Here is a 14488-nt window from a genome sequence, read left to right as displayed (position 1 = left end):
TACGCTTCTCCTTAATGACAGTCGCTTGCCGGGCTGTCACAGCAGCTGGCCACCGTTCTGCGCGTAGCCAACAGATTCACATTCACGCGGCTGCGCGCCCGGCGCAATACGCTAATCACCAGCACGTTAAACACCACTACCGCCAGGATGCAGGTCAGGCTGTAGAGCGGATGCTGATGGAAGGTGACGGTTTGATAAAAGAGCGTGGAGAGCGAGTAGGCAATATTCAGCCCCCACAGCACCGAGAAACCCATCCAGCCGCGGCTGGCTTCGCGAGCAATCGCGCCCATCGCCGTAATACATGGCACGTAGAGCAGGACAAAAATCAGGTAGCTGTAGGCCGCAGCCGCGCTGCCGAATTTCTGGCTCATCACCCCCATGGTGCCGGTCGCCATTTCGCCGTCGCCCTTGCTGGCTTCGATCGGGTTAGCAAGCACGCTCAGGCTGAAGGTCTCTTTGACGGAATTGACGGTCTCTTCCAGCGCGGCAATCAGTTCATCACTCAGGTTGAATGTCGCCGGATTAAAAGCCTCCTGCTCAATATTTTCCGCGGTGTAGAGCGTGTTGAGCGTGCCGACCACCACCTCTTTTGCCATCGCGCCGGTAACCAGCCCGACCGTGGCCTGCCAGTGATCGCCCTGCACGCCAATCGGCTCTAACAGCGGGGTAAAGACGCGGCTGATGGAGGCCAGCGCCGAGTCGTTGATGTTGTGCACCGTACGGCCATTCAGCGAGAAGCTGTTCATTGCGCTAAGGAAAATGCTGACGATGATGATCACTTTCCCGGCGCGAATAACAAAACCTTTCAGCCGCTGCCAGGTTTGCAGCAGCAGGCTTTTCAGATGCGGAACATGGTAGACCGGCAGCTCCATCACAAACGGCGACGCTTCACCGCGCAGCAGCGTGTATTTCAGCATCAGCCCGGTGAGGATTGCCATCACCACGCCCAGCAGATAGAGCGAGAAGACCGCCACCGCACCCTGCTGGCCGAAAAAGGCAGCGGCAAAGACAGCAAAAATCGCCAGCCGCGCGCCGCAGGACATAAACGGCGCCATCATGATGGTAATCAGCCGTTCACGCGGCGCATCAAGCGTACGCGCGCCCATCACCGACGGCACGTTACAACCGAAGCCGACAATCAGCGGTACAAAGGATTTGCCCGGCAGACCGAGCGATTGCATCAGGCGGTCCATCACAAACGCGGCGCGCGCCATATAACCGGAGTCCTCAAGAAAGGACATAAACAGGTACATCATCCCCAGTTGCGGCACCAGTGGCAGCACAGTATTCACACCGCCGCCCAGCCCCTGCGCGAGAAAGACCGTCAGCCACTCCGGGAAGTGCAGCGTATAGCCGAGCCACTGAATGCCGTGGATAAAGATCGCCACCGAACCGGCATCAAAAATGGGTGAGAACGCCCCGCCAATATTGATGGCGAAGAGGAACATCAGGTACATGACAAACAGGAAGATCGGTAAGCCGAGAAAGCGGTTGAGAATGATGCGGTCAACGGCGGCGGTGAAACGGCTTGGCTCGGCAGTCAGCGTATTGCTGACGGTATCGCAAATCGCGGCGATGGCCTGGTAACGCGCATCGGCAATATACAGCGCCGGATCGTCCATCTCCGCCTGCAAACGCGAAAGCGCGGCGTTAAGCTGGCTGTCGGAAATATCGGCATTGGCGCGGCTATAGATATCCCCTTCCAGCATTTGCAGCCCCATCCAGCGGCGCTGCTGCCAGGGAAGCGCGTCGTGCATCTGCCCGGCCAGCGTATCCGCCTCGCGCGCCAGCGGCAGCGCGTAGTGCACCAGTTCGACATTATCATTGGCGCGGTGGCGATCGATGCCGAGTTTCAGCGCTTCAATCCCGCGCCCGCGCGTGGAGACCAGCGGGATCACCGGGCAGCCAAGGCGGCTGGCCAGCGCATCGATATCAATGCGCAGTTTCTGCTTTTCGGCGATATCCAGCATGTTGAGGGCGATAATGCACGGCACGCCAAGCTCCAGCAGCTGCAACGTCAGGTAGAGGTTACGCTCGAGGTTGGAGGCATCCACTACGTTTATCAGCAGATCGGCATCGCCGTTCAGAATGTAGTGGCAGGCAATCTGCTCATCGAGAGAGGTTTGCGCGGAGATGGTGGTTAGCGAGTAAGTGCCGGGCAGATCAACCAGCGTGACCTGGTGGTCGGTAGTGGTAAAGAGCCCCTCTTTGCGTTCAACGGTGACCCCGGCCCAGTTGCCGACGCGCTGGCGCGCACCGGTTAACTGATTGAATAACGTTGTCTTGCCTGAATTGGGGTTGCCAATTAAGCCAATGGTCATTTTTTTCATTTTATTTCGCACCCCGCGAAAACGTTGCGATTAACGTGAAACCACTTCTAATTTGAGAAAGGCGAGATCTTTTTTTCTTAACACTAAATTAACGCGGCGCGTTTCGATATGCACCGGATCGCCCAGAGGGGCAACGCGAACAACATTAAAAGAGGAGCCGGGCAACATGCCGAGGGATAAAAGTTTCTGCCGCCATGCCGGGCTTATTTCTGGCGAGAAACCGAGAATTTTCCACGCGCTATCAGGAGAGAATTGCATAGAGCCTACTTATCTTTTCTGCGAGTCAATATCACTCATGCGTCGTTGAGACGTACCGTTGGTCATCAAAGAGAGAAGGAGTGAACCTGTGGCTGCGATGATAATGAGAATGGTTTCTATCAGCAATCCAAAGCGTGCGCTTCCGGCGGGGATAATTAAAAAGTTACGCTCTTTTTGATGTAGAACAATATTTGCCACCTCGGAATTTTCGGGAACTAATAGTGGCAAGAGAGTCAGAATAATAAGAATAAATTTATATTTAGCAGCCCGGTTTAATAACACATCGAAATATAATAAATGACGTCAATATTAGCTCAACACCTAACGGCGCACGGAATAGCTTAAATTCCCTCACTATTTTTTTCAGAGAAAAATAAAACCCTAAGCGCAACGGAAAAAATAAGCAGCGGGCGAGAAAAAGCCCTCTTCAGGTGAAGAGGGCTTTTCTATTAGCGTTTCTTACCCATCGCTGCCGCCAGCGCATCCATCATCGCGCTGTTGCCAGCAGGCTGCGTCTCGCGACCGCGCGGTGCTTTCGCTGGACGGGCGGCGTTGCGGTTGCCGTTATCACGGTCATTACCGTTGCCACCGCGGCGCGGCGCGCTTTCGCCCGGCTGCTCATTGAGACGCATAGTCAGCGCGATACGTTTGCGTGGCAGATCGACTTCCAGCACTTTCACCTTCACGATATCGCCCGCTTTCACTACCGTATGTGGATCTTCAACGAACTTATCCGCCAGCGAAGAGATATGCACCAGCCCATCCTGGTGGACGCCGATATCGACGAACGCGCCGAAGTTGGTGACGTTTGTCACCGCCCCTTCCAGCACCATGCCCGGCTGGAGATCGTTGAGGGTCTCAACGCCTTCCGCAAAGGTCGCAGTTTTGAACTCCGGGCGCGGATCGCGGCCCGGCTTCTCCAGCTCTTTGATGATGTCGGTCACCGTCGGCACGCCGAACTGCTCATCGGTAAACTCGGACGCTTTCAGCTTGCGCAGCTCGGTGCTGTTGCCCATCAGATCGCGCAGAGATTGCTCAGTCGCTGCCAGAATGCGCTCCACCACCGGGTAGGTTTCCGGGTGAACGGTAGAGGCATCAAGCGGGTTATCGCCGTGGTTGATACGCAAAAAGCCCGCACACTGCTCAAAGGCTTTCGGCCCAAGGCGGCTCACTTTTAACAGCTGCTGGCGGTTCTGGAACTGACCGTTTTCATCGCGCCAGGCAACAATGTTCTGCGCCATCATGCGGGTTAACCCGGCCACGCGCGTTAGCAGCGGCACGGAGGCGGTATTGAGGTCAACGCCGACGGCGTTCACGCAATCTTCCACCACCGCATCGAGTTTACGCGCCAGCTGGCTCTGGCTGACGTCATGCTGATACTGGCCGACGCCGATAGATTTCGGGTCGATCTTCACCAGCTCAGCCAGCGGATCCTGTAAACGACGGGCAATCGACACCGCGCCGCGCAGGGAGACATCCAGATCCGGGAACTCCAGCGCCGCCAGCTCAGAGGCGGAGTAAACCGACGCCCCCGCTTCGCTGACAATCACCTTCTGCGCCGTCACTTTCGGGAACTGTTTCTGCACATCAAGGAAGAAGCGCTCGGTTTCGCGTGAGGCGGTGCCGTTACCAATCGCCACCAGCTCAACGTTATGCTTTTCGCATAGCGCTGCCACGGCCACCGCCGCTTTTGCCGCCTGCCCGGTGTGTGGGTAGATGGTGTCGGTAGCGACCAGTTTGCCGGTGCCATCGACCACCGCCACTTTGACGCCGGTACGTAAACCAGGATCGAGACCCATGGTAGCGCGCAGGCCAGCTGGCGCGGCCATCAGCAGATCGTGCAGGTTGCGGGCGAAGACGTTGATCGCCTCATCTTCTGCACGCTCACGCACGGTGCCCATCAGCTCCGTTTCCAGATGCATCAGCACTTTGATGCGCCAGGTCCAGCTCACCACGCCTTTACGCCAGCTGTCCGCCGGAGCGTTATTCAGGCGCAGGCCAAGGTGGTCGATAATAATCTGCTCGCCGTGGCTCTCTTTTGGCGGCTCATCGAACTGCGGATCGGCGTTCAGCGAAAGTTGCAGGATGCCTTCGTTACGCCCGCGGAACATCGCCAGCGCACGGTGAGAAGGGACGGTGGAGAGCGGTTCATGATGATCAAAATAGTCGCGGAACTTCGCGCCCTCCTCCTCTTTCCCGGCGACAACCGTCGAGACGAGATGGGCGTTCTTCCACAAGTAGTTACGCACTTTCGCCAGCAGCGCGGCATCTTCCGCGAAGCGCTCCATCAGGATGTAACGCGCGCCGTCGAGAGCCGCTTTGCTGTCGGCAACGCCTTTGTCGGCATCCACAAAGGTGGCAGCCAGCGCTTCAGGATCCTGCGACGGATCGTTCCACAGCGAGTCGGCCAGCGGTTCGAGACCCGCTTCAATAGCGATCTGCCCGCGCGTGCGGCGTTTCGGTTTGTAGGGAAGATAGAGATCTTCGAGTTCAGTTTTGCTCAGGGTGCCGTTAATCGCCTGCGCCAGTTCATCGCTCAGTTTGCCCTGCTCGCCGATCGATTTCAGGATCGCCTGGCGGCGCTCTTCCAGCTCGCGCAGGTAGCCGAGACGGGTTTCAAGTTGACGCAGCTGCGTGTCGTCCAGACCGCCGGTCACCTCTTTACGGTAACGCGCGATAAACGGGACAGTGTTGCCTTCATCAAGCAGGCGAACGGCGGATTCCACCTGTTCGGTTCGTGCCTTAAGTTCACCCGCAATAATGCGGCAGAGCGAATCATTCATCATGTCTTTCATCATCTTCTGAACAAAAAATCAGGGGACAGTTATACGGACTGACACAGCAAAATGCCAGCCATCGGCGGGCGCTCTCAGACTCATCCGGGCACTTATTTCACGTAGACAATCTCGTTGACGTACCAGGTCGCTTCACCACCCGGTGTCTGCACCACCGCCACATCGCCGACCTCTTTTTTCAGCAGCGCGCGGGCCATCGGCGAATCGATAGAGATGTAATCTTTGCGGCCGAAAATTTCGTCGTAGCCGACGATGCGAAAACGCAAGGTGTCGCCATCGTCGTTTTCAATCTCCACCCAGGCACCAAAAAAGACCTTTCCTTCCTGTTGCGGTGAATAATCGACGATTTTTAAATTTTCGAGGCATTTTGTCAGGTAGCGCACGCGACGATCGATTTCGCGCAGGCGTTTTTTGTTGTATTGATAATCAGCGTTTTCGCTGCGGTCGCCGAGGCTTGCCGCCCAGGTGACCTTTTTTGTCACTTCCGGGCGCTCCTGACGCCAGAGAAAATCGAGTTCCTGCTTCAGTTTGTCGTAACCTTCACGGGTAATCAGGGGCGTTTTCATTGATCGGCCTTATTAATGTCTTCGCTGCACTTTACAAACGGAACGCGGTAAGGTGCTGATTAATCATGCTTTATGTGATGCAATATGCATATAAGCTGCTGTTAAATATGCTTTGTAACAATTTCGACTAGAATGTATACCAGATTTCGCTGGTCGTTAACGCGCACTTTTTTAGAATACGGAAACATTATTGTCGGAACCTTTGGGAGTAAAAACAATGCAAGAGAATTATAAGATTCTGGTCGTGGATGACGATATGCGTCTGCGCGCATTGCTCGAGCGTTACCTTACTGAGCAGGGCTTCCAGGTTCGTAGCGTGGCTAACGCGGAACAAATGGATCGTTTGTTAACCCGCGAATCCTTCCATCTGATGGTGCTGGATCTGATGCTGCCGGGCGAAGATGGTCTCTCTATCTGCCGCCGTCTGCGCAGCCAGAGCAACCCGATGCCGATCATTATGGTGACGGCAAAAGGCGAAGAGGTTGACCGCATTGTCGGGCTGGAGATCGGTGCCGACGACTATATTCCCAAACCCTTCAACCCGCGTGAGCTGCTGGCACGTATCCGTGCGGTGCTGCGTCGCCAGGCTAATGAACTGCCGGGTGCCCCCTCGCAGGAAGAAGCAGTTATCGCCTTTGGTAAGTTCAAACTGAACCTCGGCACCCGCGAAATGTTCCGCGAAGATGAGCCGATGCCGTTAACCAGCGGTGAGTTTGCGGTGCTGAAAGCGCTGGTCAGCCACCCGCGCGAGCCGCTGTCGCGCGATAAGCTGATGAACCTGGCGCGCGGTCGTGAATACTCAGCGATGGAGCGCTCCATCGACGTGCAGATCTCCCGCCTGCGCCGTATGGTGGAAGAGGATCCGGCGCATCCGCGTTATATTCAGACCGTCTGGGGCCTGGGCTACGTATTTGTACCGGACGGCGCTAAAGCATGATGCGAGTGCGTTTCTCGCCGCGAAGTTCCTTTGCCCGCACGCTGCTGCTCATCGTCACTTTGCTGTTCGTCAGCCTGGTGACGACGTACCTGGTGGTACTGAATTTCGCCATTTTGCCAAGCCTTCAGCAGTTCAATAAGGTTCTCGCCTACGAAGTTCGTATGCTGATGACCGATAAACTGCAACTGGAGGATGGCACGCAGCTGGTGGTGCCCCCGGCATTTCGCCGCGAGATCTATCGCGAATTAGGCATTTCTCTCTACTCCAACGAGGCGGCGGAAGATGCCGGCCTGCGTTGGGCGCAGCACTATGAGTTTCTGAGCCAGCAGATGGCGCAGCAGCTCGGCGGCCCGACCGAGGTACGCGTTGAGGTGAACAAAAGCTCGCCGGTGGTGTGGCTGAAAACCTGGCTGTCGCCCAATATTTGGGTGCGCGTACCGCTCACGGAAATTCATCAGGGCGATTTCTCCCCGCTCTTTCGCTATACGCTGGCGATTATGCTGTTGGCTATCGGCGGCGCGTGGCTCTTTATCCGTATTCAGAACCGACCCCTTGTTGACCTTGAACATGCCGCCCTGAAAGTGGGGAAAGGGCAGATCCCGCCGCCGCTGCGGGAGTATGGCGCATCGGAGGTGCGCTCGGTGACCCGCGCCTTTAACCAGATGGCAGCGGGCGTCAAACAGCTGGCAGATGACCGCACGCTGCTGATGGCAGGGGTCAGCCACGATCTGCGCACGCCGTTAACGCGTATTCGTCTGGCAACGGAGATGATGGGTGAAGAGGATGGCTATCTGGCTGAATCCATCAACAAAGATATCGAAGAGTGCAACGCGATTATCGAGCAGTTTATCGACTACCTGCGCACCGGCCAGGAGATGCCGATGGAAGCGGCGGATCTTAACGCCGTGCTCGGGGAAGTGATTGCGGCGGAAAGTGGCTACGAACGTGAAATCGACACCGGTCTGCAAGAAGGTGAAATCATCGTGCGCATGCATCCGCTCTCGATTAAACGCGCGGTCGCCAATATGGTGGTCAACGCAGCGCGCTACGGCAATGGCTGGATCAAAGTCAGCAGCGGCACAGAGCTGAACCGCGCCTGGTTCCAGGTGGAAGATGATGGTCCGGGCATCAAACCGGAGCAGCGCGAGCACCTTTTCCAGCCGTTTGTACGCGGCGACAGCGCTCGCAGCACCAGCGGCACCGGTTTAGGCCTGGCGATTGTGCAGCGTATTGTTGATAACCATAACGGGCTACTGGAGCTGGGCACCAGCGAGCGCGGCGGGCTCTGCATTCGCGCCTGGCTGCCGATCCCGGTCGTTCGCCAGAACGGACAGCTCAAAGAGGTGTAAACCTGTAGCGCTTTGCCCGGCAGGCAAAGCGCTTTTCCCCTTCTATAACTTCGCTTTCAACGCCAGTAACGCGTCGCAAAAGGCTTGAGGGTGCGACACAAACGGTGCATGCGCCGCTTTCGGGAAGATAATCGACTCGCTTGCGGGCCACATCTCATCCAGCAGCGGCACAATCTTACGCGGCACCAGTCCATCAAGATGACCATACAGACGCAAAAACGGCAGCGACAGGTTTTGTAATTCCTCGCGCAGATCGACCGTCTTCAAAATCTCCAGCCCGCCGTTCAGCACCTCTGTCGACGGCATATCCAGCGATAAGACGGCGCTTTTCAGCAGGCGCGCATCCTGACGCGCGGTGTCGCTGCCCATGGTTTGCAGCGCCAGAAAACGCTCAACAGTGCGCTGAAAATCCTCGCTAAGCTGATGCTGAAAACCGGCCAGCACTTCAGGCTTAATCCCCGGCCACGCGTCACGCGCGCTGAAACAGGGCGAGGAGGCGACGGTAACCAGCGCGCTTACCCGTTCCGGTGCCTGTAGCGCAACCTGGCTTGCCACCAGCCCGCCGAGGCTCCAGCCGAGCCATATCGCCTTTTCCGGTGCCTGCGCTAAAACGCACTGCGCCATCTGCGCCAGGGTCTGCGCGCCAAAACCGCGGCTACGTCCATATCCCGGAAGATCGACCAGGTGCAGCGTAAAGTGCGAACTGAGTTCCGCCGTAATGCAATCCCATACTTGTGCATTCAGTCCCCAGCCGTGCAGCAGCACAAGATGCGCATCTCCTTCGCCTTTGGTTTGCCACCAGATGTCACTCATCAGTTATCGTTCTCTTCTTTCACACAAGGAGGTGCCACATGCTAACAGTGCCGGGATTGTGCTGGCTATGCCTGATGCCATTAATGCTCAGCCACTGGGGCATCTGCTCGCGTTGTACGCGAAGCCTGCAAAGGCGCGAAAAAGTTTGCCCTTTGTGCGCTTTACCCGCCGCCTGCGAACGGCTTCCCTGTGGGCGCTGTTTACGCCGCGCGCCGCCCTGGCAGCGGCTGATTGCCGTTAGCCGCTATGCGCCGCCGCTCAGCCTGCTGGTACATCAGTTTAAATTCCATCCGCGCCCGGAGATGGCCCCCGCGCTGGCGCGCCTGCTGCTGCTGAAGGTACACAGTGCGCGGCGCATTAACGCTCTGCCGCCGCCGGATATGCTGGTGAGCGTGCCGCTGCACGGGCGTCGCCAGTGGCGAAGAGGGTTTAATCAGAGCGATCTGCTGTGCAGAAGCCTTTCGCGCTGGCTGCGCTGCCCTTACCCGCGCGCGGCGCTCAGGCGGCGGCGAGCGACGCCGGTTCAGCATCAGTTAGCGGCACGGCTACGTAAAAGGAACGTGAAAAATGCCTTCCGTCTTGAATTGCCGGTGGCGGGTCTCCATATCGTTGTTGTGGATGATGTCGTCACCACCGGCAGCACGGTCGCAGAGATCAGCCAGCTGCTTTTACGCAGCGGCGCAGCCACTGTTCAGGTCTGGTGCCTGTGTCGAACCTTGTAGACCCTCGATGATGGGCGTATTATAACCGAGTAAAATAGTCAACTATTAGGCCATTGCTATGATCCGTATTTCCGACGCTGCCCAAGCGCACTTTGTCAAACTGCTGGCGAATCAGGAAGAAGGGACACAAATCCGCGTATTTGTGATCAACCCAGGCACGCCAAACGCAGAGTGTGGTGTCTCTTACTGTCCGCCGGATGCGGTCGAAGCCACCGATACCGCGCTGAAATTTGAACAACTGGTTGCCTATGTCGATGAGCTGAGCGCGCCGTATCTGGAAGATGCGGAAATCGATTTTGTCACCGACCAGTTAGGTTCTCAGCTGACGCTGAAAGCCCCGAACGCCAAAATGCGTAAAGTCTCCGACGACGCCCCGCTGATGGAGCGCGTGGAGTATTTACTGCAATCGCAGATCAACCCGCAGCTCGCAGGCCACGGCGGTCGCGTTACGCTGATGGAGATCACTGATGAAGGCTACGCCATTCTGCAATTCGGCGGCGGCTGTAACGGGTGCTCTATGGTTGACGTAACCCTGAAAGAAGGCATCGAGAAGCAGCTGCTGAACGAGTTCCCGGAACTCGCCGGCGTGCGCGACCTCACCGAGCACCAGCGCGGCGAGCACTCCTACTACTAAGCCCTTCTGCGCTTTGAGTATATTGCCCGGTGGCGCTTCGCTTACCGGGCCTACTCCTTTATGTAAGCCCTGACGGGTTAACCTCTATCCGGTAAGCTGCTCCACCTATTCCCGTAGGCCGGATAAGGCGCAGCCGCCATCCGGCAATCAAACTGCGCCATACCATGAGCCTTTTCCTCCGACCCCGTAGGCCGGATAAGGCACAGCCGCCATCCGGCAATCAAACCGCTTCAACCCACAAGACTGCTCCCCCGCCCCGTAGGCCGGATAAGGCGCAGCCGCCATCCGGCAAATACCCCCGCTTTTGCTCAGCTGTTAGTATGACGAAGCTCTCACTTCTTACATTTTGATCCGCCGGGTGATTCTCTTTATCGGGATGTTACCCGTATCATCCCGACCGGCACCGACAAGATAAAAAACATCCGACTACAATTTTCAGCAATGGATGTAAGCCGAAACGGTGCCGCAGCGCGATTTCACCTTTTGAAAGCGGCTGCCCGAAAACACTGACGTTACCCATAACAAATTAAAGGCCAGGTAAATCATGCCATTAGTCATCGTTGCTATCGGTGTTGCTCTCCTACTGTTACTCATGATCCGTTTCAAAATGAACGGATTTATCGCTCTGATCCTCGTCGCGCTTGCCGTGGGGATGATGCAGGGCATGCCGCTGGATGCGGTGATTAAATCGATCAAAGCTGGTGTTGGCGGAACGCTGGGCAGTCTTGCGCTGATCATGGGCTTCGGTGCCATGCTGGGTAAGCTGCTGGCGGACTGCGGCGGCGCACAGCGCATTGCCACCACGCTGATTGAAAAATTTGGTCGCAAACATATCCAGTGGGCGATCGTGTTAACCGGTTTTACCGTCGGTTTCGCCCTCTTCTATGAAGTGGGTTTCGTGTTGCTGCTGCCGCTGGTCTTTACCGTTGCGGCTTCCGCGCGCATTCCCCTGCTCTATGTCGGCGTGCCGATGGCAGCGGCGCTCTCCGTGACGCACGGCTTCCTGCCGCCGCACCCGGGCCCAACCGCTATCGCCACCATTTTCCATGCTGATATGGGTAAAACCCTGCTCTACGGTACGCTGCTCGGCATTCCGACAGTGATCCTCGCTGGCCCGGTTTACGCTCGTTTCCTGAAAAATATCGATAAACCGATCCCGGAAGGGCTCTACAACTCAAAGACCTTTAGTGAAGAAGAGATGCCGGGCTTTGGCGTCAGCGTCTGGACATCGCTGGTGCCGGTGATCCTGATGGCGCTGCGCGCCGTGGCGGAGATGGTGCTGCCGAAAGGCCACGCGCTGCTGCCCTACGCTGAGTTCTTCGGCGATCCGGTGATGGCGACAATGATTGCGGTGCTGATTGCGGTCTTCACCTTTGGCCTCAATCGCGGCCGTTCGATGGACGATATCAACGACACGCTGACCAGCTCGATCAAAATCATCGCCATGATGCTGCTGATCATCGGCGGCGGCGGCGCGTTTAAGCAGGTGCTGGTCGACAGCGGCGTGGATAAGTACATCGCCTCAATGATGCATGCCACCAACCTCTCTCCGCTGTTTATGGCCTGGTCGATTGCCGCTGTGCTGCGTATTGCGCTCGGCTCCGCGACCGTTGCAGCGATTACTGCAGGTGGTATTGCGGCACCGCTGATCGCCACAACCGGCGTCAGCCCGGAGCTGATGGTGATTGCCGTTGGCTCAGGGAGCGTGATCTTCTCTCACGTTAACGATCCGGGTTTCTGGCTGTTTAAGGAGTATTTCAACCTGACCATCGGCGAAACCATGCGTTCGTGGTCCGCGCTGGAAACCATCATTTCAGTATGTGGCCTGGTGGGCTGCCTGCTGTTAGGCATGGTGGTCTGAGGCAGGAACTGCCGGATGGCGCTTCGCTTATCCGGCCTACAGGTTCGCTGTTACTGAAACGGCGTAGGCCGGATAAGGCGTAGCCGCCATCCGGCAACATGCCCGGCGCATCACGCGACCGGGCATTTTTTATTACCGTTTTCCGGCGGCCTTACGGCGACGATCGAGATCCTTAATCAGCCTGTTTACCGTCTCATCGGCAAACATCTCCTCCAGCGAAACCGCAAGCTTACGCCGCCAGTTTTGATACTGATCGCTGGTGCCGGGCACGTTAACCGGCGATGACATATCAAGCCAATCCTCCGGTTGCAGCCCCAGCAGAGCGCTGTTGCTGTCCGCAATATAGCGCTGCAAACCGCGGTTAAGGATCGACGACATCGGCATGCGTAACGCCTTTTTCCCCGCGCGCTGCGGCAAGCAGCCATGCTGATGCAGCGCCGTCAGCAGCCCCTGTTTGGCCTGCTCACGATCGTCATATAAACCGCTCAGCAGCTCCTCATCCGGATAGAGGCCCAACGTTTTGCCGAGGGTTAAATCGCCGCTCTCCCAGTAGCCGCGCAGGGTCGGCAGATCGTGGGTGGTGGCAACCGCCATCGACTGCGCTGGCCACGCTTCGGGAGCATGGAACACCTTATCGTCATTTTCGAAATAGAGCACTTTGTAGGAGTAAACGCCGCTGCGCCGTAGCTTGCCGACAATCTCCTGCGGAACAGTACCGAGATCTTCGCCAATTACCATGCACTGGTGACGGTGACTCTCAAGGGCGAGGATCGCCAGCAGATCGTCAACCGGATAGTGAACATAGGCCCCCTGATCCGCCGTTTCGCCATAGGGGATCCACCACAGGCGCAGCATCGACATCACATGATCGATACGCAACGCGCCGCAATTTTTCATATTTGCGCGCAGCAGATCGACAAACGGCGCATAGCCACGCGACTGCATGACGTGCGGATCCATCGGCGGTAAGCCCCAGTTTTGCCCCAGCGGCCCGAGAATATCCGGCGGTGCGCCAACGGAAGCTTTCAGGCAGTAAAGCTCACGATCGCACCATGTCTCTGCGCCGCCTTCCGCCACGCCAACCGCGAGGTCGCGATAGAGGCCAATCGGCATCTGGTAACCCTGGCTGGTTTGCCAGCACTCAGCGAACTGGGTAAACGCCAGCCACTGCAGCCAGAGGTAGAAATTGACCTCATCGGCATGCTGCTGGCAAAAGGCTTTCACCTCCGGGCTGTCGATGGATTGATAACCCTGCGGCCAGGCCGGCCAGCCCCAGCGCAGCGGATCTTCCTGCACCTGGAAAGCATGTAGCGCATCGAACGCCGCCTGCCAGTAGAGGCTGTCCCCCTCCTGCTCAACGAATGCGCGGAAGGCGGCGAACTGCTCATCCCCCTCGCCACGCTGGCTGAAACCTTGCCACGCCATGCGCAATGCCGTTAGCTTGAGCGCAGTGACCGCCGAATAGTCGACCCACTCGCTTTCGCGGGCAGCGCGCAGCGCCTTCTGGGTGGCGGCTTTTTTCCACCACGCCTGCGCCGCTTTGCTCTGGGCAAAATCCTCTACCGCGTTAACGTCGATATAGATAATGTTCAGCCAGCGGCGAGAGGACGGGCTATAAGGGCTGGCGCTCTCCGGGTAAGCGGGATAGAGCGCATGAATCGGGTTAAGCCCGATAAACGCGCCGCCGCGCTCGCCGACGCCTGTGAGCATCTGTTTCAGATCGCCGAAATCGCCGATCCCCCAGTTGTTTTCGGAGCGCAGCGTGTAGAGCTGCACGCAGGCACCCCACAATTTTTTACCGTCACGCAGCGCCTGCGGCTCATAACAGCGGGCGGGCGCGATAATCACCCGGCACGCCCACTGCTGCTTTTTCTGCGTCAGTGTCAGAGCGTGGTAGCCCAGCGCCAGGCCGCCCGGCAGCGGCAGATCGTCACCGCCGCTTACCTCGCCCTGGTAGGTTTTGCCCGCTTCGGTCGTCAGTTGCCACTGGTATTGCCCCTTGCCGGAGACCACCAGCCGCTTCTTTTTACCGTGAATAAACACCTGTACCGCCGGCACAGGTGCAGCATTTACCGTCGCCGGGACAGGGTGCATCGCATCCAGTAACCGCTGTTTGGTCTGCGCACTGATGGACTGCGGTTTACCGTGCGCATTGATGTAATTTGGGCTGATTCCTGCCGTCAGCGCGGCCTGTTCCAGACGTTTACTCTGCATTGCGCTTCC

General features: G+C 57.5%; 12 protein-coding genes. 5 read left to right on the top strand and 7 right to left on the bottom strand.

The window, feature by feature from the left end; all coding sequences use genetic code 11:
* Positions 1–11: 11 nt before the first annotated feature.
* From feoB to greB, 5 genes are all read right to left on the bottom strand, one after another.
* On the bottom strand, positions 12–2330 hold the full coding sequence (feoB, locus tag IAE48_RS19935) for a Fe(2+) transporter permease subunit FeoB (protein ID WP_200135370.1): 2319 nt from the start codon (positions 2328–2330) through the stop codon (positions 12–14).
* Between the two features lie 30 nt (positions 2331–2360).
* A complete protein-coding gene (gene feoA, locus IAE48_RS19930) occupies positions 2361–2588 on the bottom strand; it encodes a ferrous iron transporter A (RefSeq protein WP_023482091.1) in 228 nt (75 codons plus the stop codon).
* Positions 2589–2597: 9 nt separating this feature from the next.
* Positions 2598–2786 carry a hypothetical protein gene (locus tag IAE48_RS19925; RefSeq protein ID WP_180344308.1) on the bottom strand — a complete coding sequence of 63 codons (189 nt, stop codon included), beginning with the start codon at positions 2784–2786 and terminating at the stop codon, positions 2598–2600.
* 251 nt (positions 2787–3037) lie between these two features.
* Entirely contained in the window at positions 3038–5374 is a 2337-nt protein-coding gene (locus IAE48_RS19920) for a Tex family protein (protein ID WP_200135392.1), read from the bottom strand.
* 101 nt (positions 5375–5475) lie between these two features.
* Positions 5476–5949, bottom strand: coding sequence for a transcription elongation factor GreB (gene greB, locus IAE48_RS19915; RefSeq protein ID WP_023482054.1), 474 nt, complete (start codon positions 5947–5949; stop codon positions 5476–5478).
* A 217-nt stretch (positions 5950–6166) separates the two neighbouring features.
* On the opposite strand from greB, the gene ompR reads away from it, so the two are divergent.
* Both ompR and envZ read left to right on the top strand, forming a co-directional pair.
* Entirely contained in the window at positions 6167–6886 is a 720-nt protein-coding gene (gene ompR / locus IAE48_RS19910) for a two-component system response regulator OmpR (RefSeq protein ID WP_006177890.1), read from the top strand.
* Positions 6883–8235, top strand: a complete 1353-nt coding sequence (gene envZ, locus IAE48_RS19905; protein ID WP_094422385.1) for a two-component system sensor histidine kinase EnvZ — start codon at positions 6883–6885, stop codon at positions 8233–8235. The genes ompR and envZ overlap by 4 nt, the downstream gene beginning before the upstream one ends.
* Positions 8236–8277: 42 nt before the next feature.
* Here the strand turns inward: envZ and bioH are convergent, their stop codons facing one another.
* Positions 8278–9048 (bottom strand): pimeloyl-ACP methyl ester esterase BioH, encoded by a 771-nt coding sequence (gene bioH / locus IAE48_RS19900; protein ID WP_200135369.1) that lies wholly within the window; start codon positions 9046–9048, stop codon positions 8278–8280.
* A gap of 38 nt (positions 9049–9086) precedes the next feature.
* Here bioH and gntX point away from each other — a divergent pair, with 38 nt between their 5' ends.
* From gntX to gntT, 3 genes are all read left to right on the top strand, one after another.
* On the top strand, positions 9087–9770 hold the full coding sequence (gntX, locus tag IAE48_RS19895; protein ID WP_200135368.1) for a DNA utilization protein GntX: 684 nt from the start codon (positions 9087–9089) through the stop codon (positions 9768–9770).
* Positions 9771–9828: 58 nt separating this feature from the next.
* Positions 9829–10404: a Fe-S biogenesis protein NfuA gene (gene nfuA / locus IAE48_RS19890; RefSeq protein WP_023481993.1), complete on the top strand. Its 576-nt coding sequence runs from the start codon at positions 9829–9831 to the stop codon at positions 10402–10404.
* Positions 10405–10948: 544 nt separating this feature from the next.
* Positions 10949–12265, top strand: a complete 1317-nt coding sequence (gene gntT, locus IAE48_RS19885) for a gluconate transporter (RefSeq protein WP_042712874.1) — start codon at positions 10949–10951, stop codon at positions 12263–12265.
* Positions 12266–12397: 132 nt separating this feature from the next.
* On the opposite strand, the gene malQ is transcribed toward gntT, so the two are convergent.
* On the bottom strand, positions 12398–14479 hold the full coding sequence (gene malQ, locus IAE48_RS19880; protein ID WP_200135367.1) for a 4-alpha-glucanotransferase: 2082 nt from the start codon (positions 14477–14479) through the stop codon (positions 12398–12400).
* Positions 14480–14488: the final 9 nt, after the last annotated feature.

Source organism: Kosakonia sp. S57 (assembly GCF_016516575.1).
GTDB classification, from domain to species: domain Bacteria; phylum Pseudomonadota; class Gammaproteobacteria; order Enterobacterales; family Enterobacteriaceae; genus Kosakonia; species Kosakonia cowanii.
Note: the sequence above shows the minus strand (reverse complement) of the source record. Positions and strands in the feature narration are given on the sequence as shown.

Coding starts and splice junctions, on each gene's coding strand:
- ompR (WP_006177890.1), top strand. CDS start 6,167: ATGCAAGAGAATTATAAGATTCTGGTCGTGGATGACGATATGCGTCTG.
- gntT (WP_042712874.1), top strand. CDS start 10,949: ATGCCATTAGTCATCGTTGCTATCGGTGTTGCTCTCCTACTGTTACTC.
- bioH (WP_200135369.1), bottom strand. CDS start 9,048: ATGAGTGACATCTGGTGGCAAACCAAAGGCGAAGGAGATGCGCATCTT.
- envZ (WP_094422385.1), top strand. CDS start 6,883: ATGATGCGAGTGCGTTTCTCGCCGCGAAGTTCCTTTGCCCGCACGCTG.
- malQ (WP_200135367.1), bottom strand. CDS start 14,479: ATGCAGAGTAAACGTCTGGAACAGGCCGCGCTGACGGCAGGAATCAGC.
- feoB (WP_200135370.1), bottom strand. CDS start 2,330: ATGAAAAAAATGACCATTGGCTTAATTGGCAACCCCAATTCAGGCAAG.
- IAE48_RS19920 (WP_200135392.1), bottom strand. CDS start 5,374: ATGATGAATGATTCGCTCTGCCGCATTATTGCGGGTGAACTTAAGGCA.
- nfuA (WP_023481993.1), top strand. CDS start 9,829: ATGATCCGTATTTCCGACGCTGCCCAAGCGCACTTTGTCAAACTGCTG.
- feoA (WP_023482091.1), bottom strand. CDS start 2,588: ATGCAATTCTCTCCTGATAGCGCGTGGAAAATTCTCGGTTTCTCGCCA.
- gntX (WP_200135368.1), top strand. CDS start 9,087: ATGCTAACAGTGCCGGGATTGTGCTGGCTATGCCTGATGCCATTAATG.
- greB (WP_023482054.1), bottom strand. CDS start 5,949: ATGAAAACGCCCCTGATTACCCGTGAAGGTTACGACAAACTGAAGCAG.